Source organism: Collinsella sp. LCP19S3_D3 (assembly GCF_052121455.1).
Classification (GTDB): domain Bacteria; phylum Actinomycetota; class Coriobacteriia; order Coriobacteriales; family Coriobacteriaceae; genus Collinsella.
Genome location: NZ_JBQKEF010000001.1, coordinates 151,319 through 177,445, shown reverse-complemented (window position 1 = coordinate 177,445; position 26,127 = coordinate 151,319). Strand labels below are relative to the sequence as shown.

At 59.1% G+C, this 26,127-nt stretch carries 20 protein-coding genes; all 20 read right to left on the bottom strand.

The window, feature by feature from the left end; genetic code table 11:
• Positions 1-138: 138 nt before the first annotated feature.
• Positions 139-1,050, bottom strand: coding sequence for a UDP-N-acetylmuramate dehydrogenase (gene murB, locus ACTQXM_RS00830; RefSeq protein WP_154515248.1), 912 nt, complete (start codon positions 1,048-1,050; stop codon positions 139-141).
• A 5-nt stretch (positions 1,051-1,055) separates the two neighbouring features.
• Positions 1,056-2,474, bottom strand: a complete 1,419-nt coding sequence (gene murC, locus ACTQXM_RS00825) for a UDP-N-acetylmuramate--L-alanine ligase (RefSeq protein WP_441536847.1) — start codon at positions 2,472-2,474, stop codon at positions 1,056-1,058.
• Positions 2,475-2,570: 96 nt separating this feature from the next.
• Entirely contained in the window at positions 2,571-3,686 is a 1,116-nt protein-coding gene (murG, locus tag ACTQXM_RS00820; protein ID WP_427719191.1) for an undecaprenyldiphospho-muramoylpentapeptide beta-N-acetylglucosaminyltransferase, read from the bottom strand.
• Positions 3,676-5,169, bottom strand: coding sequence for a putative lipid II flippase FtsW (gene ftsW / locus ACTQXM_RS00815; RefSeq protein WP_441547583.1), 1,494 nt, complete (start codon positions 5,167-5,169; stop codon positions 3,676-3,678). Before ftsW ends, murG begins: the two co-directional genes overlap by 11 nt.
• Before the next feature lie 36 nt (positions 5,170-5,205).
• A complete protein-coding gene (gene murD, locus ACTQXM_RS00810; protein WP_441536845.1) occupies positions 5,206-6,612 on the bottom strand; it encodes a UDP-N-acetylmuramoyl-L-alanine--D-glutamate ligase in 1,407 nt (468 codons plus the stop codon).
• Positions 6,613-6,621: 9 nt separating this feature from the next.
• On the bottom strand, positions 6,622-7,641 hold the full coding sequence (mraY, locus tag ACTQXM_RS00805) for a phospho-N-acetylmuramoyl-pentapeptide-transferase (RefSeq protein WP_154515238.1): 1,020 nt from the start codon (positions 7,639-7,641) through the stop codon (positions 6,622-6,624).
• A 3-nt stretch (positions 7,642-7,644) separates the two neighbouring features.
• Positions 7,645-9,069 (bottom strand): UDP-N-acetylmuramoyl-tripeptide--D-alanyl-D-alanine ligase, encoded by a 1,425-nt coding sequence (locus ACTQXM_RS00800; RefSeq protein ID WP_441536844.1) that lies wholly within the window; start codon positions 9,067-9,069, stop codon positions 7,645-7,647.
• A gap of 124 nt (positions 9,070-9,193) precedes the next feature.
• On the bottom strand, positions 9,194-10,816 hold the full coding sequence (locus tag ACTQXM_RS00795; RefSeq protein WP_441547582.1) for a peptidoglycan D,D-transpeptidase FtsI family protein: 1,623 nt from the start codon (positions 10,814-10,816) through the stop codon (positions 9,194-9,196).
• A gap of 260 nt (positions 10,817-11,076) precedes the next feature.
• Positions 11,077-11,547, bottom strand: coding sequence for a hypothetical protein (locus ACTQXM_RS00790; protein ID WP_427719178.1), 471 nt, complete (start codon positions 11,545-11,547; stop codon positions 11,077-11,079).
• A gap of 90 nt (positions 11,548-11,637) precedes the next feature.
• A complete protein-coding gene (gene rsmH / locus ACTQXM_RS00785) occupies positions 11,638-12,603 on the bottom strand; it encodes a 16S rRNA (cytosine(1402)-N(4))-methyltransferase RsmH (RefSeq protein ID WP_441536842.1) in 966 nt (321 codons plus the stop codon).
• Between the two features lie 20 nt (positions 12,604-12,623).
• Positions 12,624-13,058 (bottom strand): division/cell wall cluster transcriptional repressor MraZ, encoded by a 435-nt coding sequence (locus ACTQXM_RS00780; RefSeq protein ID WP_035137949.1) that lies wholly within the window; start codon positions 13,056-13,058, stop codon positions 12,624-12,626.
• A gap of 463 nt (positions 13,059-13,521) precedes the next feature.
• The gene (gene xerD, locus ACTQXM_RS00775; RefSeq protein WP_441033218.1) at positions 13,522-14,424 is read right to left on the bottom strand and encodes a site-specific tyrosine recombinase XerD; all 903 of its coding nucleotides are present in this window, start codon (positions 14,422-14,424) and stop codon (positions 13,522-13,524) included.
• Positions 14,425-14,465: 41 nt separating this feature from the next.
• Positions 14,466-16,127, bottom strand: coding sequence for a CTP synthase (locus ACTQXM_RS00770; RefSeq protein WP_154515231.1), 1,662 nt, complete (start codon positions 16,125-16,127; stop codon positions 14,466-14,468).
• 180 nt (positions 16,128-16,307) lie between these two features.
• Positions 16,308-16,691, bottom strand: a complete 384-nt coding sequence (locus tag ACTQXM_RS00765) for a hypothetical protein (protein ID WP_154515229.1) — start codon at positions 16,689-16,691, stop codon at positions 16,308-16,310.
• 193 nt (positions 16,692-16,884) lie between these two features.
• Complete coding sequence (locus ACTQXM_RS00760; RefSeq protein ID WP_441536841.1) at positions 16,885-18,366, bottom strand: DUF1846 domain-containing protein; 1,482 nt, start codon at positions 18,364-18,366, stop codon at positions 16,885-16,887.
• A 465-nt stretch (positions 18,367-18,831) separates the two neighbouring features.
• Positions 18,832-20,319: a YfcC family protein gene (locus ACTQXM_RS00755; protein ID WP_370450555.1), complete on the bottom strand. Its 1,488-nt coding sequence runs from the start codon at positions 20,317-20,319 to the stop codon at positions 18,832-18,834.
• Between the two features lie 138 nt (positions 20,320-20,457).
• Positions 20,458-21,453 (bottom strand): ornithine carbamoyltransferase, encoded by a 996-nt coding sequence (gene argF / locus ACTQXM_RS00750; protein ID WP_441547581.1) that lies wholly within the window; start codon positions 21,451-21,453, stop codon positions 20,458-20,460.
• Between the two features lie 104 nt (positions 21,454-21,557).
• A complete protein-coding gene (gene arcA, locus ACTQXM_RS00745) occupies positions 21,558-22,799 on the bottom strand; it encodes an arginine deiminase (RefSeq protein WP_427719159.1) in 1,242 nt (413 codons plus the stop codon).
• Between the two features lie 578 nt (positions 22,800-23,377).
• Positions 23,378-24,502 (bottom strand): aminotransferase, encoded by a 1,125-nt coding sequence (locus ACTQXM_RS00740; protein WP_441536840.1) that lies wholly within the window; start codon positions 24,500-24,502, stop codon positions 23,378-23,380.
• 16 nt (positions 24,503-24,518) lie between these two features.
• Positions 24,519-25,997, bottom strand: coding sequence for an amino acid permease (locus ACTQXM_RS00735; RefSeq protein WP_441536839.1), 1,479 nt, complete (start codon positions 25,995-25,997; stop codon positions 24,519-24,521).
• Positions 25,998-26,127: the final 130 nt, after the last annotated feature.

The window sequence follows — 26,127 nt, the reverse complement described above, 5'->3', positions numbered from 1 at the left end:
CCAAGTTGCGAGCCGACGACCGGACGTTTGGCGGACCGTACGGATTCAGCGGGCTTGGAGGACACAGGGGGCTTGCGTTGAGGCTGGACGGGTGCGCCGGAACGCCCTCCGGCGCGGCGGAAGGTAGGTTTCGATGCTCTAGAAGCCGAGGAATTTGACTTCCGGTCTGAGCTCGATGCCATACGCCTCCCTCACCTTTCCGTGCACATGCCTGATAACCGCGGCCACGTCATCGGCCGAGGCGGTACCGTTATTAACGATAAAATTAGCGTGTACGGGCGAAACTTCCGCACCGCCAACCGAAAAACCCTTTAATCCACAATCCTCAATCAGCTTGCCAACGCTCGCGTCGGGTGGATTGCGAAAGACCGACCCGCAAGAAGCGCGACCCATGGGCTGCGTGCGTTTGCGCCTCGTCAGGTACCGCTCCATACGCTCGCGAATGTCGGCCTTAGGCGCAGGCTTGAGCTTAAGCACGCACTCGAGAATAATCTCGTTACGCGGCAGGCTGCACTCACGGTAGCCCCAGGCAATCTCGGACCCCGCATAATGCTTAATGCCGGATGCCGGGTCAAACGTGACCACATCCTCGACAAGCGAACCTATCCACTCGGTACGCGTACCGGCGTTCATAGATACGGCGCCGCCGACCGAGCCGGGGATGCCAACCGCAAACTCAAGGCCCGAAAGCCCGCGCGACAGGGCATCGTTGACCAAACGTGCGAACATAACGCCCGCGCCAACGGTCAGCGTGCAACCGTCCTCGGCAACAACGGTGCGCTGAAACTCACGCCCCAGCGAAATGACGGCGCCGCGATAGCCCGCATCGGCAACGAGCAGATTAGATCCCTTGCCGATAATGACCCACGGCACCTGCTCACGGTCGAGTACTGCCACGGCACGACGAAGGGCATGATAGCTATGGCACGTCACGAAGAGGTCGGCCTTGCCGCCGATACGATAACTCGTATGACGCGCAAGGCGTTCATCCTCGACTACATCCGTGTCAATCATGCCCGAAAGCGCCATGACGGCGTTAAACAGACCCATAGGGGCTAAGCGTCTTTCTTGGCAGTCAGATACTCGATGAACTCAGGGCCAACGGTCGTAACGTCGCCGGCGCCCATAGTAAGCAGCAGATCGCCCTTACCTACCATCTTCTCGAGCTCACGATTGAGTTCGAGACGGCTGGAGCAGTACACGACCTCCTTGCCAGGGTGCTTGGCGCGCACAGTATCAGCGAGCATCTTGGAGGTTACGCCCGGAATCGGCATCTCGCCGGCAGAGAACACATCGATGAGCAGCAGCTTATCGGCATTGGCGAAGGCATCGGCAAAGTCATCGCACAGCGCCTGCAAACGCGAATAGCGGTGCGGCTGGAACACGACGTCAACATGCTTATAGCCCAGCGACGAGGCGGCGGCAAGCGTCGCCTTGATCTCGGTGGGGTGATGGCCGTAGTCATCGACCACGGTGATGCCGTCAATATCGCCCACATGGGTAAAGCGGCGGCGGACGCCCTCAAAGCTCGAAAGCGCCTCGGCTGCGGCATCGACGTCGAGACCCAGGACATGGGCAACGGTTAGCACTGCCGTGGCGTTGAGCATGTTGTGGCGACCGGGGTTGCTCTTGATCTCGACAGCATGCTCGGTCCCATCCTCAAAGCGAACGATAAAGTCGCTCTGAATGCCCTTGACATCCGGATGCACGCAGACGACGTCGTTGGTTTCGGCAAAGCCATAGGAAAGCACGTGGCGACCCGTCGACTTGGCAAGTTCGACCAGATGCGGGTCCTCACCGCAAACGATGACGGTACCGCTCTCTCCAACCAGGCCCATAAACTTGGCAAAGGTGGCCTCGATCTCCTCGATGCCCGAGTAGTGGTCGAGATGGTCGGCCTCGACGTTGGTCACGATGACCACGTTGGGGTTCAGGAACAGGAACGAGCTGTCGGACTCATCGGCCTCGGCGACAAAGTAGTCACCCGAGCCGTTCTTTCCGTTGGTATCGTAACCCTCGACGATACCGCCGATCAAAAAGCTGGGATCCAGACCCATGCGGTCGAGCATGGTGGCACACATCGAGGACGTCGTGGTCTTGCCGTGTGTGCCGGCAACAGCGATGGTGGTGTAGCCGTGGCCCAGAGCCGAGAGCATCTTGGCGCGGGGCCACACAGGAATACCGAGCTCGCGAGCACGCACAAGCTCGGGGTTGGACTCGGGAATAGCGGTAGAGACCACGACCACGTCGGGCTTGACCTCATCGATCGTGGCGGCCTCGTGGCCCACATGAACCTTCACGCCAGCACGGGTAAGCTGACGAATGTAGCGCGAGGTCTTAAGGTCGGAACCGGTAACGGCATAGCCACGCTCGTGCAAAACGAGAGCGATACCGCTCATGCCGGCGCCACCGATACCGATAAAGTGGGCGCTCTTGAACTCGGGCGCGGAGGTTGCAGTCTGGGAATCAGCCATGTGCTCGTGTACTCCTTGCGTAAACACTGCCTGTAACCCGTTAACTGTACCGCACCTACCGCATCCGCGCGAGCGCAAGCTCGATATCCCGTCTAACTAACGCAAACCCTCTACCGCATCGGCCAAAAGTGCGGCGGCGCGGTCCTGAGCCAACCCGCGCGCCGCCTGACGCATGGCATCGCGCGCTGCGGCGTCATCGACCAGATGCAGCAGCTCCTCGGCAAACGCCGGAGCATCGATATCGGCATCGGCACAAAGCACGCCGGCACCGGCATCGACCAGATAACGCGCATTGGTCGTCTGGTGGTCGGCCGTGGCATGCGGATACGGCACGAGCACCGAAGGCACGGCGAGGGCGGCAATCTCGGCCACGCTCGAGGCGCCGGAGCGCGAGAGCACCAGGTCAGCTGCAGCTAGCATGTCGCCCATGTTGTCAATGTAGGGCTGGACGCGATAGCGCTTCGTCTCATCGGACGTCAGCGCCAAAGCACGCTCGGTGTCCTCAAAGCCGTCGGCTCCCGTCGAATGCAAAATGTAGAGATTCTCGCGGGTCAGCAGCTCACTCTTGAGCGAGGCTACGCGCTCGTTGAGATGCTGGGCACCGAGCGAACCGCCAAAGACGAGCAGAAGCGTCGCATCCTCGGGCACGCCAAGTGCCTCGCGGCCGCGGGCGCGATCGCCCTCAATGACCGAGCGGCGCACCGGATTACCGGTCATGAGCACATGCTCGGGGTCGCCCTCGCGCTCAAAGACAGAGCGCGCAGCCGGCACCGAGATACACACGCGGGCGGCATGGGAACTCATCATCTTATTGGCCAGGCCCGGAACAGAGTTCTGCTCGTGCAGCAGATACGGAACGCCCGCATCCTTGCACCAGCCCAGCAGCGGGACCTCGACGTAGGCACCAAAACCGATGGCAGCATCGGGCTTGCCAACCTTTGAGAAATGGCTGGCGAGCGAGCGCTTGGCCTTATTGACGCGCCACAGCGAGCTCAACGCGGTCCAAGGACGGGAACGGTCGAAGCCCGTGACCGTGATAGGTACAAAATCGAACCCGGCCTCGGGAACCAAACGACCCTCGAGCTTGTGCGACTGGCCCACGAACACAACATGATGTCCGCGGTCGCGCAACTCCTCAGCCAAGGCAAGCGCAGGGTTGATATGTCCCGCCGTGCCGCCGGCTGCGATAGCAACGGTCATCTTATCGGTCATGAAAATCCCTTCGTACGCGCGGTCCCTGATCGTCGGTGCGCAGACGCGCCGACGGGTCCGAATTCAAATTGATTCGATTATATCCGCCGCCCGAGCTTCGGGGGTTCGGGCGTTGGGGACGCCCCTGCGGAGCCGTTCGCGGGCGCGGACGAGCCGCCGGCTCGGACGCAGAGCCATCCAAGACGGTAAAACCGTTGCGCGAAGGGCGATCGCCGCGCACATGGGGCACGCCGGCGGTGCTCTCGTCCATAACGGCAAAGCTCTCGCGGCGACGGTCGTACTCATCACGACGGGCGCTCTCGTGCGAGACGCGCAAGATCAGCCCCGCAAGCATAAGCGATACGATAATCGACGAACCGCCGTAGCTGATAAATGGCAGCGGCTTACCCGTCATGGGAAACACGTTGAGGATGCCCAGCGCATTGATCAAAAACTGTACCGCGAGAATGACTGCGGAACCCGATGCCATGAGCGCTCCGCGACGGTCCGCAGCCTGTTCGGCAATGCGAAACGCTGAGTAAATCAGCATCGCAAAGACCAGGAAGAGCAGCGCGGTCCCGAAAAAACCGACCTCCTCGCCGATAATGGCCAGAATATAGTCGTTGTGTGCCTCGGGCAGATACGAATACTTCATGGTGGAGTTACCGATGCCGCGGCCGAACAAGCCGCCCGAAGCAAACGCCATGATGGCAAGCGTTGCCTGATAGCCATCGCCATACTCGTCGGCCCAAGGGTTCAGGGCAACCTGAACACGCACCATGCGGTACGGCTCTGCAACAAGCGCAAACACACTCATGACAATGACGAGAATGATCACGCCGATGATAAACTTGGGGTCTAGGCCCGCAAATAACGCCATACACATGAGGGTCAGCGAGATGATCAAGACGGTGCCATAATCGGGCTGGATAAAGATCAAAAAGAGCGAAATGCCCAAGTAGACGACCATCTTACGAAGGAACTCGTTGATGTTGCCACCGGGCGAAAAGAAACGGTCGAGTATGATGGCCGAATACGCGATGGCAAACGGCTTTAAAAACTCAGACGGCTGGAACTGAATACCGGCGATGTTGAGCCAGCGCGTGGCGCCACGGCTGCCACTGCCGACAAGAAATACCGCAAACAGCAAGAGAATCATGCCGATAAGGAAGATCCTAAGTACATTTTCCCCAAACCAGCTGTCCGGCAAGACGCGAACGATCGCAACCATGGCAAGCACGCCAACCCCGGCAAAGGTAGCCTGTCGAACCAGGAAAAACGTCGCCGAGCCGTTCTCGTGCAATGCCTCGACCGATGACGCCGAGTACACCATCAGCAGACCAAAGCACACTAAAGTAAACAGGCACGCCATGAATATCAAACGAGGGCGCATGATGCGGGCGGGGACGCCGGCAATATAGCGTTCGCTGAGCGTCTGCCCGCCGCGACCGGAACGCGGCGTACTGCGCTGCGAGGAAGCACGGTCCGAGTCGGGCCTCCTCATACCTTGTCGGGGGCTCTCCTCTCTCACCGGCGGCCCCTATTCCATTTGCGATTTCGCTGCGGCGGCAAGCTGGGCCACGTAGTCCTTAAACACGCGGCCGCGCTCCTCGTAGCCCGAGAACTCATCGAACGAAGAACAGGCGGGAGAAAGCAGGATCACGTCGCCTCGGCTCGACAGCGAACGGGCAACGTCGACGGCGTCGCGCAGGTCGTCAGCCTGAGCGATATCAACGTCACCATCGACATCGGCCTCGTCCATAGCGGCGGTAAAGCGCTCGCGCGCATCGCCAAAGCAGACGACCGATCGCACGTTGTCCATGACAACGCGGGCGAAGGACTCGAGTGGCGTGCCCTTATCGTGACCACCGAGCAGCAAGATCACGTCGTCGTCGGGAAACGCCGTCAGGGCCTTTTCGACCGCATCGGTGTTCGTTGCCTTGGAATCGTTGACGTAGCGCACGCCATCGATCTCGCCACAGGGCTCAACGCGGTGCTCCAGCGGCTGGAATGAGGCCAGGCCGCGACACACACCGTCGACATCGGCACCGACGGCCAGGGCAGCCGTGGCAGCGCACAGGGCATTGATGACATTGTGATGTCCGGAGATTTTGAGCTCGGACGTGGCGATGAGCGGGGTCTCGACGCCCTTCAGGCGAATGACCATCTTGCCATCGCGCACAAATGCGGCGTCCTCGCCCGCAGGCTCGTCAAAGGCGACCTTGCAGATGCGACGACCCGGCGTGTAGACATACTCATCGAATTCATGGATACCGGCATCCTCGACGTCGATAACCACAAGGTCATCATCGACCATATTCTCGAAGAGCTTAATCTTGGCGAGCGCATAGTTCTTATGGCTCTTGTGCCAGCCCAGATGGTCGGGGGTGATGTTGAGCAGCACCGCCACACGGGGGTGAAGCTCGGTCGTCGTTGCGATCTGATAACTCGAAAGCTCAGCTACAAACCACTCGTTATGCGCGCGGTCGTCGATTTCGTTCACCGGAGGCTCACCGATATTACCGACAGCAACGCTCGCCTCGCCCGCTGCCTTAAGCAGGTAGTCGGTCAGCGACGTGGTGGTCGTCTTGCCATTGGTGCCCGTAATGGCGATCCAATTTTGGGGAGACAGGCGGTAGGCAAACTCGGGCTCACCCATGATCTGGACAGCGTGATCGCGGCCAGCCTTAAAGAATGACGAGAACTCCGAGATGCCCGGACACGTCACACATACATCAAACGCGCCCTCGACCTGCTCGGTTCCATAGACAAACGATACCCCGCGCGCCTCGAGCGAGCGCGTGGCATCATTGGGCTCGGACGTGCCGCCACCGTACACGGTAACGGTACTCACGCGCTCGGGGTGCGCAAGCGCCCAGCGAGCGACATCAAGACCGGACTTACCCTGGCCCAAGACGAGCAGGCTAAAGGAATCTGCAAGAGGCATGAAAAACCACTATCCCAACTGGAAAAACAGGGCAAGGCCCAGAGCGCCAAAAGCGGCAGCGACAATCCAAAAACGGATGACGACCTTAGTCTCGGCCCATCCCTTCTTCTCGAAATGATGATGAATGGGCGCCATAAGGAAGACGCGCTTATGCGTAAAGTGGAAGTAGACGACCTGAATCATGACCGACAGGGTCTCGACGATAAACAGGCCGCCGATGATGAGCGAGACGACCTCGGTGTTGGTCATAATGGACGTGCAGGCAAAGGCCGCACCCAAGGCAAGAGAGCCGGTATCACCCATAAAGATGCTCGCCGGATAGCAGTTGAACCAAAGGAAGCCCAGGCAAGCACCAGCACATGCGGTACAGAAGATAGACAGGTTTACGTCACCGTGCAAAAACGCCATGGCAGCCATGGCAAGCATGGCAATCATGGAGGTGCCACCGGCAAGGCCGTCCAGGCCATCGGTCAGGTTCACGGCATTAGAAAGACCGGCGATCATCAGCCAGCAAAAGACGATGTAGAGCCACGGAAAGGTAAGGCCACCAATGGTGGTCGAGAAGATACCGAGGTCAATCGTCAGACCGCCGGGAAAACGAATCTCGGGGGCAACGCCGCACCAGCTGACGGCAAGCACGGTAAACGTGACGCAGATGATGGTGAGACCGATCATCTTGGCGTGGGGCGTCAGGCCGAGCGAACGACCGTGCGTGACAGAGGTCAAATCATCGATAAGGCCCAGAACGCCGGTTGCAAGCGTGGCAAGCAGCACGAGCACAAGCTCGGTGGTGAGCTTGCCCATCAAAAGGCACGTCAGCGAAACGGCTACGAGAATGACAACGCCGCCCATGGTGGGCGTGCCCTGCTTAATCAGGTGGCGTTTGGGTCCATCGGCGCGGACCTGCTGGCCGATACCCTCGACCTTAAGAAGCTTGATCCACCACGGCATGAGCAGCAGCGCAATGGCGGCGGCGATGCCAAGTCCCAAAAAGGCCTGGTATGTAGGATACGCGGGGTTCCCGAACATGGGCTAGCACACACCTTCCACAAAGCGGTCGAGCTCGACAAAGCGAGAGCCCTTGACCAGCACAACGTCATGTTTCTCAAGTGCACCGGCCATACGGTCGAGCAACTGCTGATAATCGGAGAACACCTGGATGCGGTCCTCGTCCATGCCCATCATGCGCGCGGCTTCGGCCATACGAGCGGCCAGCTCACCGCCCACGCACGCCAGTATATCGAGCTTTTTAGCCGCGGCATAGGCGCCAACCAGCTCATGCATGCGGGGGGCCTCGTCGCCCATTTCGCCCATCTCGCCCAGAATCGCCATTCGAGAGCCAGAACACGAAAGCGAGCACAGCAGGTCAAGGCCAGCAGCCATGGATTCGGCGCTGGCGTTATACGAGTCGTCGATAATGCGGGCACCGCTCTTGGCGTGTTTGATCTCCTGACGATGACCGGTAATCGCGATACCCCTAAAGGCAGCATCGATCTGCTCGGGGGTCACACCCAAACGATAGGCAACTGCGGCGGCCTTAACGGCATTGGGAACGGACTGGACGCCGGGAATGGCGAGCATGGTGTCAACGGACTCACCCATACCAAAGTCAAGCGTAAAGACCGGGCGGCCCTCATCATCAATGTGAATGCCGCGGGCGCAAACCTCATCAACATCCGAAACACCCGCCAGCATCACGTCGATACCCGCGGGCTCGGCAAACGTCTCACGAATGAACAGGGTGAAGTCGTCTTCGCCGCCCAAAACCAGCAACGGGAGAAGGTCGTCGGCGGCACACATGCCCCCAACAATCTCGGACTTAGCGCGGGCGATATTCTCGCGACTTCCCAGGATTCCAATATGAGAGGTGCCGATCTTGGTCACGATGGCAAGGTTGGGATTGGCGGACCGAGAAAGGCGCTCGATCTCGTGAAAATGGTTCATACCCATCTCGAGAACCAGCACCTCGGTGTCGGCAGGAGCGGCCAAAACCGTGAGCGGCATACCGATCAGATTGTTGAAATTACCCTTGGTGGCCCAAACGCGATAGCGCTTGGCAAGCACTGCCGCAAGGACATCCTTGGTCGTCGTCTTACCGATAGAGCCGGTAATGCCAACCACGAGGCAGCCAAGCTGCGTGCGATAGGCATGTGCCAGGCGCAGCAAAAATTCCTCGGGATCATCGGTGTGTAGGATGGCGCAGCCCTTACGCTGAGCCAGCGATACAAGCTCGGCATTGGGCTCGCGCGTCATCACAACAGCGCCGGCGCCCGATTCGATGGCGCGGGAAGCAAAATCGTTGCCGTCGACTTTTTCACCCGGAAAGGCAACAAAAATCGTGCCTTCCTCAACCTGGCGCGAGTCGATAACGCACCCACGGCATACCCGATCGGCTTCTCCCGTCACGGTCCGGGCCCCTGTTGCGGCCGCGAGATTGTTGACGGCGATCTCTATCATTGCAGCTCCCCTGTAAACCTAATAATGCTATCGGCGTATTGTATCCCAGCGCCGCGCATGCGTGGTGCAGGGCATGTGAACACCCTCCAGATTAATCGACAGCCCTTTTCAGGATTGTAACCCCCTACTTGGTGCGTGGGATACCCAACACATCGAGCGCGTTAGCCATAATGATCTGGAACGGCACGGCGGCGGCATCCGAACCGCTCGGCGTTCCGTCGAGCGTGATATAACACAAAACCTTGGGTGCTTGCGCCGGGGCAAACCCCATAAAGGACGACATATAGCTCGCTTTGAGGTAGCCGCCTTTTTCATCGGCGCGCTCGGCCGTACCGGTCTTACCCGCCACGTCGTAACCGTCGACGGCGCCCCCGACACCCGTGCCCTCGGAAACGACCGTCTGCATGCACGATATCACCTGGGCGGCGGCGTCCTCAGAAATCGCCTGCTCGCCCTCGCCCCAGTCCTTCTCCTCGCCTTTGCTGGATTTATAAAAGTGCGGCGTCATCATCACGCCGTCGTTGGCAATGCCACCCACGGCGCGCGCAATCTCAATCGGCGAGACAGACAGCGCTTGGCCAAAACTCATCGAGCCCAACGTGGCGCCGTCATACTGGTCACGCTCCTTGACAATGCCAAGGCTCTCGCCGGGAAAATCGATGCCCGAACTGTGTCCAACGCCCCATTTGTCCACGTACGCGGCAAAATCGTCCGCGCCGATCTTATGCCCGACCAATACAAAGCCAACATTGGATGAGCGGCGCATCATCTCGCGCACATCCATGGTCATGGCGTAGTCACGCTTATCGACATCGGTAACGGTATCGTCGCCGACCTTAATGCTCGCCGGTACCTCAAACGACGTACTCGAGCGCACGACGCCCAAGTCGAAACCCGCACCTGCAACGAGCGTCTTAAAGACCGAACCGGGTTCATACGCATCGGTGACCAAGCGCAAGTTCATATCCTCGGTCTTGGCGTTCTCCAGATTGGTCGGGTCGTAGGTCGGATACGAACAGGCGGCCAGAATCTCGCCGGTAGTAGGGTCTGTCACCAAAGCCGAACCGTTCTTGGCTTTGGTCTTCTCGACCGCCTCCGCCAGAGCGTCCTCTGCTGCACGCTGGATATTGACATCCAGCGTCGTCACGATGTCAACGCCATCGATGGCGGCAACCTTTTTATAGGCGCCACCCGCAATATAGCTATCGTCCCTCGCGCGCTCTCGTACCAGCGTACCGTTTGTTCCGGTCAGCAATTTGTCATATTGCTTTTCAAGGCCCGTTAGGCCCACGTTGTCAACGTTCACCACGCCTAGAACCTGCGAAGCCAGATTGCCGTATGGATACACCCGCTTCATCGCCTGCTCAAAGAGCACGCCGGGCAGATTTTTCTTCTTCAATGCCGCGGCATCGTCCTCGTCCACCTGGCGCTTGATATACACCCAAGTGCCATCGGACTGAACCAGCTTGCGGCAAGTCTTCTTATCGATTCCAGTCGCCTTAACCAAGGCCGATACCGTTTTATCGACATCCTCGATCAGCTGTGGATTCACGGCGACATTGCTGCACTCGACCGATGACGTCAGCACGTTGCCGTTTCGGTCGTAGATCGTGCCGCGTTTGGCGTAAAGCGTCTCCGCAAGCAGGCGTCGAGCATCGGCGCGCCCGCGTAACTCATCGGCATTTACGATCTGGTAGTCGGTAAGGCGGATGGCGCCCGCAGCCAGGCCCAAACCGATACAACCCATGACGACATTACGGCGAGGCAATGGCGTCCCCGTAAGCCATTCGGTCGAAGATCGTCTATTCGATCTGCTATTGCGTACTTGAGGGTCATCCGAGCCGCGAAGGCGCGACGTTGGATCGTTGCCACGATTCGACCCCAAGTTGTAAGATGACCGACCCGATCCTTGATAACCAGAACGTCCCCGCGAAGAGGGACGTCCCTGCCCGCGACTCCCGTCTGGACCGCGGCGATAATCATTTGTCATACTCAGCTACCGTCTTATTACTGGACAGCCGCAGCCGAGCTAGCGCCCGCGGCTGCATCCTGCGAAAAATCAAGTGTAACGCTCTCGCTGGGCTCCACCATGCCATAAGCGCCCGCAAGATCGCGAATGCGCGTATCGGCACCATAAACAGAGTGCATGACCTCAAGGTCAGAGCTCTCATCGGTCGCCTTCTCGAGCGTGTTGGTAAGCTCGGCGTTGCTGTTGAGCACCTGGGCCGTAACGCTTGCAAGCGCCACGCGGGCGACGCCAATCGTCATGAAGATAGCCGCAATGATGCAAAACGTTTTAAGAACGCTCATGAAAACCGGGCTTACCGCCTGGTTTGCCTGACGGCCCGCGCCCGTGTAGACATCAAAGCGCGGTGTGCGCTGCTCACGGGGAGCAGCGGGCGCCTGCGGTGCCTCGCGGTAGGCGGGCATGGCGTTCATATCATAGGCGAGTGCTGCGTTTGAGGTGTTGTAGCCCATGATATGCCGCCTCCCATCCCGAGTACGTTGGTAGTGTGTTTAAGCTTCGTTTATGGTGCGAGCGGGAGGTCCAATATCGCGCGCGTAACGCTACAAGCGCTCCGCCACGCGGATTTTGGCTGATCTCGCCCGAGGGTTGCGCGCAACCTCATCGGGTTGGGCAACCAAGGGTTTGCGGGTGATGACCTTGAGTATCGGCACGTTGCCGCACACGCACACCGGAATCTCCGGCGGACACGTGCACCCCTGGCTCATCTCCTTAAAGTGGTTCTTTACGATACGGTCCTCGAGCGAGTGATACGAGATGACGCAGATGCGTCCGCCCGGGTTGAGCCACCTGGCGGCGGCGTCAAGTCCTCTCTCGAGCACATCGAGTTCATGATTGACCTCGATGCGAATGGCCTGGAAACTTTTCTTGGCCGGGTGTCCGCCATGCCGACGAGCGGCAGCCGGAATGCCAGCCTTGATGATCTCGACAAACTGACCGGTGGTTTCAATCGGTTCGGACTCGCGGCGACGCACGATCTCGCGTGCGATCTGCGAGGCGAACTTCTCTTCGCCATAGACGCGTAGAATCCGGGCGAGGTCGTGTTCGTTATAGGTGTTGATGACCTCAGCTGCGTTTAGGGTGTTGTTACCCGGATCCATCCGCATGTCCAATGGGGCATCTTCGTTATACGAAAAGCCCCTGCCAGGGATATCGAGTTGCGGTGACGAAACGCCTAAGTCGAACAGGAAGCCATCGACCCCGGGCACCTCGGCCGAGCAAAGCAGCTCGTCCAAGTCGCCAAAGTTGCCCTTCAGCAGCTGATGCGGGACGCCGGGGACCTCGCGATCCAGACGGGCACCAGCGGCCTCGAGGGCCATGTCGTCCTGATCGACGCCGAGCAAAAGACCCGTCTCCCCCACCTGCGCGGCCATCTTTACCGAATGACCGGCACCGCCGAGGGTGCAATCGCAGACGACAGATCCGCTCTTTAGCTGCAGCGACTCAAGCACTTCGCCGAGCATGACAGGTTCATGCCGATATTCTTGTGTCAAGATCCCACGCTCCATCCGTTACTCATGCCTTGCCCTTACGAGAAGAAGAGGTCCAGCAGAGCCTCATCGTCATCGTCCTCATCGGCCGTAGCACGGTCCCAAACCTCGAGGTGGTCGTAGTTGCCCACAACCGTGACCTCGCGGTCGAGGTTCGCCTGCTTGCGGAGAGACTCAGAAAGACCGATACGACCGGCGCTGTCCACATCCATCGAGGTGGTGCGCTTGTTGATCGCCCTCATGAGTTTCTGGTCGTTGATGTCACGCGGGTTAAAACCCTCGTGGCCCTCACGACCCGCGAAGAGTCCTTCGACCCACTTATCGAAGGCCTCGGCAGAGAACACGTACAGAGCATCGACATCCAGGGCTTTGAACACGCGAACATGCTCTCCAAGCTCCTCGCGAAGGGGTGCAGGCAGGGACAGACGACCTTTTGCATCGAGATTGCGCTCGTATGCACCCGTCATTCCCATGTGCGCCCTCCCCTCGGTTACTCAGATGGCACGTACGCGGGGAACCACCCCGCCTGTCGACGTCATTAATAATATGGGGAACTGCCCCATTTTTCAACATCTTTCCCCACACCTTCCCCCCCAACACCCCACCACTCCACCCTTTATGTGCTGTAAAACACCCTCGTTCATATGTTCGAAAACACAACATGTTGTGTTTACAGCAAAGCCGGGATGCCATCTGTAGCAGCCCGGCTTTCAACCTCAACCTTCAAGTTGACCTTGAGGCGAATTTTGTGTCCCTTTACGCGCCGTTCACATCGCCCCCCAAACTTCCCCACCAACGTCACGCGCGACCCACCGGCGCATCGGCGCAAGACAAAAGATGGGGCGGACCCCAGATTGCCGATACGCGCACAAAACCGCGTCACGACAACCTGGGGTCCGTCCCCCATTAGTTGTAAATATGCAGGTCAAAGAGTCGCTAGCGATGCGCCAACGGATGAGCCGCCAGGTAGACCTCGGTCAGCTGCGTGCGGTCGACATGCGTGTAGACCTGTGTGGTCGAAATGTCGGCATGTCCCAAAATCTCCTGTAGCACGCGCAGGTCGGCACCGCCCGCAAGCATATGGGTCGCAAAGGAGTGACGCAAGGTATGAGGATGAAGCCCCACCAGTCCCACCTGACGCCCGTATCGCTCGCATATGACGTGAACACTCTGACGCGACAGGCGACCACCGTTCTTATTTAAAAAGACTGCCGGCGTCTTTGACCCGCGGGCATGAGCGGCCAGGCGCCGACGCCCATCAGCAATATATTGAGCCATAGCCCGTGCGGCACTTCCCACGAGTGGGGCAAGCCGCTCCTTCGAGCCCTTGCCGCGCACCAGCACAAAGCCGTCGTCAAAATGGACGTCGCCCACATCGAGCCCCACCAACTCGCTCACGCGCAGGCCACATCCATAGAGCACTTCCAAAATGGCATGGTCCCGCAAACCCATCTCCCCTTCCGGGAAATCTTGGTCGAGGAGCGCCGAGACATCCCCTACCGAGAGACACTCCGGAAGGCGCTCCGCCTTTTTGGGCAGGCGCAGTGCAGCCGTCGGGTTTTGGGCGACGATTCCATCGCGAACCAAAAAGGCATGCAAACCTTTCACGGCCGCAACTGCACGCTCCACCGAGGCATCGGAGTAGCCCCCGTCGCGCCGATCACCGACAAAACCCTCTATTATCTGACGGTTCACGCCTTCAAAGGACTCAACACCGGCCCGCTCCAGGTAGGAACAGTAAGTCGTCAAGTCACGACGATATGCCGCGATCGTATTGCGCGCCAGGCCTCGCTCGACCGCAAGGTAATCAAGATACTCCCCCGTCACCGTATCGAGCAACGAGGGAGTATCTTCGGTATGTCTTTCGTTCGCTGGCACCCTTAGTCCGTCGCGAGGTTCATGGGCGTCACCTGCAGGCGATCGACACCCTCGTGCTGGCCAATCGAGGCGCGCACGAACTCGCGGAACAGAGGCTGCGGCTTGGTCGGACGGCTCTTAAACTCGGGGTGGGCCTGGGTGGCCACATACCACGGATGCACGTCACGCGGCAGCTCGACCATCTCGACCAGACGCTCGTCAGGCGAAAGACCCGAGATAACCAAACCCGCGTCCTCGAGCTGGTCGCGGAAGGCATTGTTGAACTCAAAGCGATGACGGTGGCGCTCATAGACAAGCTCCTCGCCATAGGCCTCGCGCGCAAGGGTATCGGCGGCGAGCTTGCACGGATAGGCGCCTAGGCGCATGGTGCCGCCCTTCTCGGTCACGTCCTCCTGCGAGCTCATCAGGTCAATTACGCTAAACGGACCGTCCGGATCGAACTCGGAGGAGCTAGCGCCGGCAAGGCCGACCACGTTGCGGGCAAACTCGCACACGGCGACCTGCATGCCCAGACAAATGCCCAGATACGGAATCTTATGCTCGCGAGCAAACTCGGCAGCAAGAATCTTGCCCTCCAAGGCACGCTTGCCAAAGCCGCCGGGCACCAAAATGCCCGATGCGTCGCCCAGCACCTCGGAGACGTTCTGCTCGTCGAGGCTCTCGCCGTCGACCAGCTGCACGTCCACATGACGATCATAGAAAACGCCTGCATGATGCAGGGCCTCGATAACCGACAGGTAGGCATCGGGGAGCTGGGTGTACTTGCCCACAACGGCGATCTTGACCTTGTCGGCATGGTGGTTGGCATGATTCTGTTTGCGCAGGAACTCGTTCCACTCGCTCATGTCGCGCTCGCGCGGGTCCAAGCCCAGGCGCTCGCAAATGCGCAGGTCAAAGTCCTGCTCGGCGAGCAGCTGCGGCACGTCGTAAATACTCGCGCAATCTTCATTGGTAAAGACGCAGTCGGTATCGACGTCGCAGAAGCTTGCGATCTTGCCACGGATGGCATCGTCGATGTGGTGATCAGAACGCAGCACAATGATGTCGGGCTGAATGCCAAAGCTGCGAAGCTCCTTGACCGAATGCTGCGTGGGCTTGGTCTTGACCTCATGCGCGGCGGCGATATAGGGGACGAGCGACACGTGGATGTAGCAGACGTTCTCGGGACCGGCCTCTTTACGGTACTGGCGGATGGCCTCCACGAACGGCTGCGACTCGATATCGCCAATCGTGCCGCCCAGCTCGGTGATGACCACGTCGGAACCGGTCTGCTCCTCGATGCGGCGGAACTTATCCTTAATGGCGTTGGTGACGTGCGGAATCACCTGAACGGTGCCGCCTAAAAAGTCACCGCGACGCTCACGGGCAATCAGGCTCTTGTAGATAGCGCCGGTCGTAAAGTTGGAATCACGGGTAAGATTCTCGTCAATAAAGCGCTCATAATGGCCCAGGTCCAGGTCGGACTCGTAGCCATCCTCGGTCACGAAGACCTCACCATGCTGAAACGGGCTCATGGTGCCGGGGTCGACGTTCAGATACGGGTCGGCCTTCTGCATCGTCACCTTGTAGCCGCGTGACTTGAGCAGACGGCCCAACGAGGCCGCGGTGATGCCCTTACCCAAGGACGAAACTACGCCGCCGGTTACAAACACATGCTTGGTCATATTGAATTACCTGCGCTTCCCGTAGAAGTTTTCCATTCACATCTTACGGGTCTTCATTGTAATACTCGAAAAGCAAGCCGCTCGCTATTTTTCACCCGCATGCCCGCATTTCTCCATCTCGAAACAAAACACCGCCCAAGTAGCTTTGGGCGGTGCAGGCTCGTCGAAGCTGCCGTGTTGTTACCGATCGGCAGTCTCATCCTTCAACATATCTTGAACAAGCATGCCGGCACGAACACCCTTAAGGTACCACTCGCCTCGCCCGGTCAGGCATATGCCGTTTGCAAGCTGGCCGCCATCATCGTTATAACGAGAAACGACCTCGATAAGGCCATCAGAATCCAAACGGTCGATTGCAGCGCGGGCACGATACGGCGAAACCCCTACGCACTCGGAGAGTGTCTTGCGCGAGAAACCGTACGGCACACCGTTTCCCTTAGATTGCCGAGCGATCTCCATCAGCACCAGCACCTCGACACGCTTCATATCGTTGACACTCGCACGACCCTTGCCCGCCATGGCAGCCTCCTCAAACCGAGCACGAGCATCAAAAGCACCGCGCATGACCGGCGCATCCCTCGATGGCCGGCAACATCCATCATGGGTAGCCCCGCAAAGGATGTATCCACTGAGGTAATTGTATACCGCGCAAATCGCTTTTGGGCAGGTAAACGGCCTAAATTTCGGCAAATATAGCCCTAAAACCCCCTAAGCGCCGCATCGGGTGCGTACTCCGATACGGCGTCTCATCTCAATCTTAGCGATGGAAGAAGCCGCGGCGCTCAAACTTGGGCTCACAGCACACGTTAATGCCCAGCTTGCGCAGCACCGTCTCGTCCGTAGGCGAGATAATCACGCTAAAGAAGGCGTCGCAGCCGCGCAGCTGCTCAAGACCCGAAAGAACACGAGTAGCCGTCTCGCTCGTGGCCGAGGTGATAGAGAGCGCCATGAGCGTCTCGTCGGTGTGGAGACGCGGGTTTTTGCTGCCAAGGAAATGCGTCTTGAGCTTGCTGATAGGCTCAATCGCCTCATCGCTGATGACCTCGAGCTCAAGATCGACGCCCGAAACATGCTTAAGCGCGTTCATGATGAGCGAGCTCGCGGCACCCAGACGCGTTGAGGTCTTTCCGGTCACTACCGAACCGTCCGGCATCACCATGGCACCCACGGGACCGCCCGTCAGTTGCTCCCTGGTGAGAGCAGCCGAGCGTGCCGGCGAATAGTTCTTGTCGATGCCGGCTTTTTTCATAATGAGTTTGAGACGGTCGACCTGCTCATCGCCCACGCCAGTACGGCGCACGCTTTCAACCGCGGCAAAATAGCGGCGCACGATCTCCATCTTGGAGGCATCTCGGCATGCATCGTCATCGGTAATGGCAAAACCGACCATATTGACGCCCATGTCCGTAGGGCTCTGATAGGGGCTCTCGCCCAAGATCTTTTCCATCAGGGCGCGAACAACCGGGAACGCCTCAACGTCTCGGTTGTAGTTGACCGTGGTCTTGTTATATGCCTCAAGGTGGAACGAGTCGATGATGTTGGCGTCATCGAGGTCTGCCGTGGCAGCCTCATAGGCAATGTTCACCGGATGCGTGAGGGGGAGATTCCAGACCGGGAAGGTCTCGAACTTGGCATAGCCGGCAGCGGTGCCATGCTTGTGCTCGTGATACAGCTGCGACAGGCAGGTGGCGAGCTTACCCGAGCCAGGGCCGGGCGCCGTCACGACAACGAGCGGACGCGTGGTCTCGACAAACTCGTTCTTGCCGTAGCCTTCATCAGAAACGATCAGGTCGACATCGTGCGGATAGCCCTCGATGGGATGGTGCAGCTTGGCGGGAATGCCGAGCGCGTTTAGACGATTGCGGAAGACGTCGGCAGCGGGCTGACCGGCATACTGCGTGATGACCACGGCGGCAACGGCAAATCCGTTCCCGCGGAACAGATCGACCAGACGCAGGACGTCCTCGTCATAGGTAATGCCCAAGTCGCCACGGGCCTTGTTCTTCTCGATATGGTTCGCATTGATTGCGATGATGACCTCGACGTCGTCGGCAATGCTCTTGAGCATGCGGAACTTGCTGTCCGGTTCAAAACCCGGCAGCACGCGGCTCGCATGATAGTCATCGAACAGCTTGCCGCCAAACTCCAAATACAGCTTGCCGCCAAACTGCGAGATGCGCTCCTTAATGTGAGCAGCCTGCAGCTCGATATACTTCGCGTTGTCGAAACCCTGGCGCATGTATGGCTCCCGTCCCGTTTCCATTTAATGTCCTAGGCGATTATAGCGGAGCAGACCCTCCCCCACCGACGAGGCCGGGGCAGCTAATTTGGGACGGGGCTTTTTTGACTACCCTTTATGTGGGGGTAGTCAAAAAAGCCCCGTCCCAAATTAGCTGCCCCAAACGCACTTCCCCTGCACCAACAATGGCAACATCGCAGGTTGAGCATAAGTCAGCGAGCGCCGTCCAGAACGTACGAGTTGGCATGAAAAAGGCAAGGCATAGACCTTTTGGTCATGCCTTGCCTTTTGAATGACAAATTGTCGTTCTGGGCGGCGCGCAACATAAGAGCGCCCCCTCCCGCGCACGGAACGGGAGGGGGCTAAAGGTAGGAGTCTACCGGTGGGTTGACCCCACCGGACAGACGATGACCAAGTGATCCTCTACAGGATCGTCAAGGTTTCCGTGGGGCACCCGTTGGGTACTTAGATCAACACGCAGGCGACGGTCAGGATGATGGCGCAGACGACGGAGAGAACGACGATGAGCTTAAGGGCAAACTTGAGCCAGGTCGTCCACTCGATCTTGGCCAGGGCGAGACCGCCCATGATGGCACCGGAGGTCGGGGTGAACAGGTTCACGACACCGATGGCGGCGGAGAAGATCATGACCATGACCTCGGGCGAGAAGCCGAGCTTAACAGCCAGCGGTCCCATGATGGGCATGGAGACGGTAGCCATACCAGAGGTCGAGGGGATCAGGAAGGACAGGCCGAAGTAGACCAGGAAGCTCATGGGAGCGAAGATCACGCCGGACAGACCAGCCAGGGCACTGGCGGCAGCGTCGAGGACGTAGACGTCGAGACCGGTGTTGGCCATGAGGACGGAGATGCCACGGGCGAGGGCGATGACGAGAACAACGGACATCATGTCGGCAGCGCCGGTGATGAAGGTGTTAACGATCTGCTTCTCGGACAGGCCACCGATGATACCGATCAGGATAGCCATGAGGAAGAACCAGGTGGAAGCCTCGTCGAAGTACCACTGGCCAATGGGCAGGCCGGTGATCAGGGCAGACCAGCCCTGGACGACGGTGTTACCGTCGGCATCGTAGACAGCGCCAGCGTCAAAGAAGTTGGCAACGCCCTCGTTGAGGTCGGCCAGCGGAATGAAGCCGACGATCATGACGACGAAGGTGAAGGCAAAGGCGATCAGAACGCCCTTCTGACGACCGGTGAGCTTGACCTCCTTGTTAACCTCGGAAGCAGCCTTGCCGTGAGCCTCTTCGGCGTCCTTGAGCTCCTGCATCGACAGGATGGTGGAACCCTTGTCAGCCTTGACCTTCTTGGCATAGCCCATGACGAAGAAGATGGAAATGGCCGTGGTAACAATCCACAGGACGGCACCGAGGCCGATGATGATGGACTGGTTGACCTCAATGCCAACGCCGGTCAGAGCGTCGACGGCAGCGCCGACGGCGAACGGGTTAACCGTGGAGCCCAGGCAGCCGCAGCCAGCGCCGAGCAGGACGGTAGCGGCGCCGACCATGGGGTCGAAGCCGGCAGCCATCATGGTAGCGGCGAGCAGGGCGTAGAAGGGAACGGTCTCCTCGCACATACCATAGGTGGTACCACCGAGGGAGAAGATGAGCATAAGGACAGGAACGAGCATGATCTCGTTGCCCTTAAGCTTCTGCACCAGAACGGCGATGCCGTTGTCCAGGGCGCCGGTCTCGGTCATCATACCGAGGAAGCCGCCCAGGATCATAACGAAGAGGCAGACGGGCAGAGCGTCAGCGAAGCCCAGGATCGGGGCGGTGCAGAAATCGCTCAGACGGGCTGCAGTAACAGCGCCGCCGGACGTGCCGGAGACGATAACGGTAATCACTGCAACAATTGCCAGCAGAGCTAGAAGAATGGTGAACGATGAAGGCATACCGCGCTTTTTCTTAGCGGTCTCAGTCATAGTTCTCATCCCCCCTTCATAAATCATTTAACTTTCTCGCGCGAAGCGGATCTTCCGTGCCGTGCCCACCGCCCGACGCAAGATATTTACCAGACAAACCGCTCGGGGTGTGCAGCAATACACCCCGAGCGAAATGCTTAAAGGCTCTTACCTGAGCGTTGCGTACATGACAGCCTTGATGGTGTGCATGCGGTTCTCGGCCTCGTCGAAAACCTTGGAAGCGGGGCTCTCGAAGACCTCGTCGGTGACCTCCTGCTCGGTAATGCCGAACTGCTCGCACTTCTCGGCGCCAATCGTGGTGTTGGTGTCGTGGAAGCTGGGCAGGCAGTGCAGGAAGATGGCACCCGGGTTGGCCATAGCCATGACCTCGGAGGTGACACGATACGGGGTGAGCTGAGCGATGCGCTCGGCCCAGACCTCGTCAGGCTCGCCCATGGAGACCCACACGTCGGTGTAGATAACGTCGGCACCGGTGACGCCGTCCTTGACGTCGGTGGTCAGCTTGATGGTGCAGTCGTTAGCCTCGGCGATGGGCTTGCAGGCCTCGATGACGTCGTCAGCGGGCATGCACTCCTCGGGGCCACAGGCCACGAAATTCATGCCGAGCTTGGAGCAGACAACCATGAGGGAGCGAGCAACGTTGTTCTTGCAGTCGCCCATGAAGACGAGGGTCTTGCCCTTGATGTCGTAGTTGAAGTTCTCCTGGACGGTCAGGATGTCGGCGAGCATCTGGGTGGGATGCCACTCAGTGGTCAGGCCGTTCCACACGGGCACGCCGGACTTAGCGGCGAGCTCCTCGACGTCGTCCTGGGCAAAACCACGGAACTCGATGCCGTCATACATGCGGCCGAGAACGCGGGCGGTGTCCTCGATGGACTCCTTCTTGCCCATCTGCGACGAACCCGGATCGAGGTAGGTGACGCCCATGCCCAGATCCATGCCGCCGACCTCGAAGGCGCAGCGGGTACGAGTGGAGGTCTTCTGGAAGAGCAGAACGATGTTCTTGCCCTCGAGATAGCGATGCGGAACGCCAGCGCGCTTCATATCCTTGAAGTTCTTGGAGAGCTTGAGCAGGTACTCGATCTCCTCGGTGGTGAGGTCGAGGAGCTTGAGGAAGCTACGGCCGGAGAGGTTAACACCCATGGTTCGTTTCCTTTCGAAAAATGAATTACGCAAGTATTCGTGTTGCCCGTTTGACGGGCAAAACCGGTGCGGTTGTAGGGGGACCGCACCGGAAACGGAAAGACTTAGAGGTCCTCGCGCCAGAAGGGCATGCTCATGCAGCGCGGGCCGCCACGGCCGCGGGAGAGCTCGGCGGAGGGCACGACGAGAAGGTCCAGGCCCTCCTTGTACAGCACGTCGTTGGTGACGGTGTTGCGGGCGTAGACGCAGATCTTGCCGGGCTCGACGCACAGGGTGTTGGAGCCGTCGTTCCACTGCTCGCGGGAGGCCGCGATCGGGTCGCCGCCGCCGCAGGGGATCAGCTTGACCTGGTCGACGCCGGTGGCGTCCTCCAGGACGTGCTCGAGGGTGTCCTCGATCAGGCGGATGTTCACGTCGCCCGGGTTCTTGCCGGCGGTCAGCTCGTAGACGCGCAGGGTGCCCATGATGGCGGGGTGGATCGTGAACTTATCGACGTCGATCTGGGTGAAGACCGTGTCGAGGTGCATGAAGGCGCGCGAGACCGGGATGTCGAAGGCCAGGATGCGCTCGACCTTGGAGTCGGAGTTCCAGAAGATGTTCTGGGCCATGACGTCGATAGCGGCGGCCTGGGTGCGCTGGGAGATGCCGACGGCGAGGGTCTTCTCGTTGATGTTCAGCACGTCGCCGCCCTCGGTGTGGAACTGGCAGTCGCGGCGGAAGTACAGGGAGACGTCCTTGTAGTCGGGGTGGTACTTGAAGACGTACTTGCCGTACAGGGTCTCGCGGTTGCGGGTGACCGAGTACATGCGGTTGAGGTTGACGCCCTCGCCGACGACCGCGAACGGGTCGCGGGTGAAGTAGAGGTTGGGCATCGGGTCGATGATCAGGTCGGACTCGGACTCGGAGTTGACCAGGGAGTCGAGGGTCGTGGAGGCCGTGAGGGGCATCTCGATCTCGGCCTTGGTCATGCCGGCCATGGTCTTCTTGACGAACTCGAGGTTGTCCTCGATGGAGTCCAGCTTCTCGCGGACGATCTGCGGCATGTGCTTCCCGCGGATGCCGGCCTCGGCGATGTACTGGTCGGTGAACTCGGCGCGGGCGCCGGGGACCTGGTCGAACACCTCGGCGACGAGGTTCTCGAGGTAGAGCACCTCGACGCCCTGGTCCCTCAGGATCTGGGCGAAGGTGTCGTGCTCCTGCTGCGCGACCTCCAGGAACGGGACGTCGTCGAACAGGAGCCGCTCGAGCTCGTCGGGCGGCAGGTTGAGGAGCTCGTCGCCGGGACGGTGCAGGCAGACCTTCCTGAGCTTGCCGATCTCGGAAGGCACGTGCAGACCTTTCGTCATGGCCTCCTACCTTTCTTTCGGGCCTTACTGGCCAAATGTATCAGCGCCCCTCCGTATGGAGCGCTGCTTGCTGACAGCTCTAGTTATATCCAATTTCCACCCGCAATTCCACCTTGCCCCCGAACGGTTTTTTATAGGGGGCGAACGGCATACACATATACTTCACGCATGGCACACTTTGATTTAATAAAGTTTATTTACGTGCTTAAACGCGTTTTCAATCCAAAAATCAAATGGAACTAAACTTTGTTAAACCACCCTCAGATTGCATATTTCGTGCAACGATATGAATAGAATTCGCAATTCTTGCTGTCTATCAACCATTTTCATTTTTATTCATAAAAAAGTTTGTCCTATTCATTTTTAGCAAACAGATTACCGTTTACCAGACGTTGGATACCGTTCACCGGAAACTTAGTATAAGGCCCGTCGAATACCCGATCGATCTTGCGTCTCCATTTGTAACAACTTGACTTTTCCGGCGGCAAAGACAAACAGACCCGCTCCCAAAAGGGGCGGGTCTGCATTCGGTACACCTAGGGCCAAGTAAGGTTTAGGCCTTCGCGGGCCTCAAGGGATTAGCGATCGAACTCGGCCAGTGCCTCGCCCAGAAGCCTCAAGCCCTCGCGAAGAACATTTTCGCTCGCGCAGTAGCCCAGGCGTGCGCCGCAGGGAAGCTCAAAACGGCTGCCGGGCACCAGCAGCACTCCCCTCTCGGACAACAGGCGCTTGCAGAACTCTTCGTCGTCCTCGGGAATATCAAGCTGGATAAACGAGGTAGACACACCCTGCGGGGCCGTCCAGGAAACGCGATGTTGCGTATCGATCCAAGCCTGCGCGATATCGCGATTGCCAGACACGATCTTGCGGTTGCGCTCGAGAATCTTGTCCTTGTGCTCAAGCACATAGGTCGCCAGGGCATCGTTGAACACGCCGCCGCAGATCATGGTGTAATCGCGATAGGTACGGATGCGATTGGACACCTCTTCGTCGGTCACGACCCAACCCACGCGGGCTGCAGGCGTCGAATAGGTCTTAGACACCGAGTTGGTGACAATGGCCTTCTCATACACGTCGACCATCGACATAAAGGACTCGGTGTTCTCGAGCGGCAGATATACCTCGTCACACAGAACGTAGGCGCCCACCGAACGGGCAATCTCGGCAATCTGACCGAGCGTATCGGCATCAAGCACCGTACCGATGGGGTTCGATGCGTTATTGATGCAGATGAGTTTCGTGTTGGGACGCACCAGGCGCTTGAGTTCCTCGATATCGGGTTTCCAGCCAAGCTCCTCGCGAAGCTCCCAATACTCGACCTCGGCGCCCAGTGTACGCGGGATCTCGTAGAGCGGCGCATAGGTAGGCCACTCGGCAATCACGTGGTCGCCGGGCTCGACAACGGCCATGATGGCGTTGAGGTTGGCACCCGTGCAGCCATTGGTCTGAAGAATGTGATCGGGATTGACCTCGCGACGATAGAGCTTGGCGACCTCGGCCTTAAAGTCGGGCGAGCCCTCGATCCAGCCGTAGTTCATCTTCTCGCGGTCCAGGCGCTCGTAGAAGGTAGCGCCGTCCTGCTCGTCGAGCGCGCGCAACTCGCCCATGGTAAGCGACGAGATCGTCGACTGGGCGATATCCCACGTAGCGCTCTTCTCCCAAACGTTGAGCCATTCCTCAACGCCGATTGTCTTGATATCCATGGCTAGGCTCCAATCGCTAGAACACGGGGATGATGCCGGCGAAGGTCATGGGAATGGAGATGATGCCCAAAAGGGCGATCACCACGGCACAGATAACCTGGCCGTTGCCCATGGACTGACCAGACTCGGTGAGTGCCTTGCGATAGAACAGGAAACCGGGAATGTAGCCCAGACAGGCAAGCAGCAAGAAACCCCAGCCGGTAAAGAGCACACCGACGACCTGGAACACCAGGGCGAGGATACCGATAAGAGCCTGGCCCGACTCGCCGCGCTCGCGAGAGAGCTTGACCTGATAGGCAGCAGCGTAGGCCCAGGTGGCAACGATGGTCACGGTGCACATGGAGATCGCGAAGGTATAAGCGTCGGCAGCGAACGTGGCGATGATGATGAACGCCTCCGTCAGGGCACCGACGATAATCAAGGCCATCTGCGGCGCGCCCTTGGCGTTGACCTCGCCCCAGGACTTGGGAAGCAGACCGTGGTCGGCCATCATCGAGGAGACCTCGGCGGGAAGCATGGTAAAGGAGAGCCAGGAGCCGCACACCGAGATGATGATGGCCCAAGAGATGAAGGCGCCGCCCCAGCCGGGAGCAAGCTGCTCGAACACGGAAATGGTGGCAGGCTTGGGAGCCGCAACCAGATCGGCATAGTCAACAACGCCGTACGGAATGACGGAAGCGCCGATGTAGAGGGTGAGCAGCACGATCAAGCCGATGATAGTGGCGGAGCCGACTTCACTCTTGCGCTTAGCGCGACCGGACATGACCGAAGCGCCCTCGACGCCGATGAAGACCCACATCATGATCAGAATGCACTGCGTGACCTGGTTGGCAACGCTTCCGAGTTCAACGCCATTGGCGGCGATGATCGTGGCATTGCGCGCGGCGGTGCCCCAGAAGTCGGCGGTAAACACACCGGCATTAAAGGCGAAGCAGGAAAACACGATGAACAGCAGGATGGAGGCAATCTTAATGACCATGACGATCGCGTTGAAGGCCGCAGCGCTCTCGACGCCGCGAATGACCAAGAACGTAATACCCCACAGGACCAGCGACACGACAACGACGCCGACGACAGCGGGGTTTCCGGTCACGGGATCCGAGAACACGCCCGGCATGATCGTGCCCAGGCAATAATCGGAACCCAGGACCTGGGCGATCATGGTGCCAAAGCCGACATTGCCGAGCCAGGCGGAAAGCCAATAGCCCCAGCCGGAGATAAATCCGTGGAAAGGACCGAAGCCCTCCTCCGCGTACGCGCAGGCGCCGTCAAGATCGGGGCGCTTGGAACCCACGTTGGCGAGCGAGAGCGCCAGCATCAAAAAGCCCAGGCCGCAAACGACCCAAGCGATGAGCGCAGCACCAGGAGAGGCGACGTTAGCGAGCTGACCGGTAAGGGCGAAGACGCCCGTGCCGATGCAGGAGGAAACGACCATGCCGACAAGGCCGAAAAAGCCGACACCGTTGGGGTTATCGACACGACTGTCTTTAGACATAATGGCCACCTTATCTGTTGTTGAATTAGCTTCATTAAACAAGAATGGGGCGGTGCGAAAGATCCGCACCGCCCCAATGGGAGACATCTAATGGCAGTTAGACGTTTGTTTTAAGACCTGTACGGGTCTT

Bases quoted from the DNA above. Each gene is read 5' to 3' on its own strand.
- ACTQXM_RS00755 (WP_370450555.1), bottom strand. From the start codon at position 20,319: ATGAGAACTATGACTGAGACCGCTAAGAAAAAGCGCGGTATGCCTTCA.
- ACTQXM_RS00790 (WP_427719178.1), bottom strand. From the start codon at position 11,547: ATGGGCTACAACACCTCAAACGCAGCACTCGCCTATGATATGAACGCC.
- ACTQXM_RS00770 (WP_154515231.1), bottom strand. From the start codon at position 16,127: ATGACCAAGCATGTGTTTGTAACCGGCGGCGTAGTTTCGTCCTTGGGT.
- murC (WP_441536847.1), bottom strand. From the start codon at position 2,474: ATGGCTGATTCCCAGACTGCAACCTCCGCGCCCGAGTTCAAGAGCGCC.
- murG (WP_427719191.1), bottom strand. From the start codon at position 3,686: ATGACCGATAAGATGACCGTTGCTATCGCAGCCGGCGGCACGGCGGGA.
- ACTQXM_RS00740 (WP_441536840.1), bottom strand. From the start codon at position 24,502: ATGGATATCAAGACAATCGGCGTTGAGGAATGGCTCAACGTTTGGGAG.
- ACTQXM_RS00760 (WP_441536841.1), bottom strand. From the start codon at position 18,366: ATGCGCCAGGGTTTCGACAACGCGAAGTATATCGAGCTGCAGGCTGCT.
- ACTQXM_RS00800 (WP_441536844.1), bottom strand. From the start codon at position 9,069: ATGATAGAGATCGCCGTCAACAATCTCGCGGCCGCAACAGGGGCCCGG.
- argF (WP_441547581.1), bottom strand. From the start codon at position 21,453: ATGGGTGTTAACCTCTCCGGCCGTAGCTTCCTCAAGCTCCTCGACCTC.
- ACTQXM_RS00735 (WP_441536839.1), bottom strand. From the start codon at position 25,997: ATGTCTAAAGACAGTCGTGTCGATAACCCCAACGGTGTCGGCTTTTTC.
- ftsW (WP_441547583.1), bottom strand. From the start codon at position 5,169: ATGAGGAGGCCCGACTCGGACCGTGCTTCCTCGCAGCGCAGTACGCCG.
- rsmH (WP_441536842.1), bottom strand. From the start codon at position 12,603: ATGGAGCGTGGGATCTTGACACAAGAATATCGGCATGAACCTGTCATG.
- arcA (WP_427719159.1), bottom strand. From the start codon at position 22,799: ATGACGAAAGGTCTGCACGTGCCTTCCGAGATCGGCAAGCTCAGGAAG.
- ACTQXM_RS00765 (WP_154515229.1), bottom strand. From the start codon at position 16,691: ATGCGCGGTGCTTTTGATGCTCGTGCTCGGTTTGAGGAGGCTGCCATG.
- mraY (WP_154515238.1), bottom strand. From the start codon at position 7,641: ATGTTCGGGAACCCCGCGTATCCTACATACCAGGCCTTTTTGGGACTT.
- ACTQXM_RS00795 (WP_441547582.1), bottom strand. From the start codon at position 10,816: ATGGGTTGTATCGGTTTGGGCCTGGCTGCGGGCGCCATCCGCCTTACC.
- murB (WP_154515248.1), bottom strand. From the start codon at position 1,050: ATGGGTCTGTTTAACGCCGTCATGGCGCTTTCGGGCATGATTGACACG.
- murD (WP_441536845.1), bottom strand. From the start codon at position 6,612: ATGCCTCTTGCAGATTCCTTTAGCCTGCTCGTCTTGGGCCAGGGTAAG.
- ACTQXM_RS00780 (WP_035137949.1), bottom strand. From the start codon at position 13,058: ATGGGAATGACGGGTGCATACGAGCGCAATCTCGATGCAAAAGGTCGT.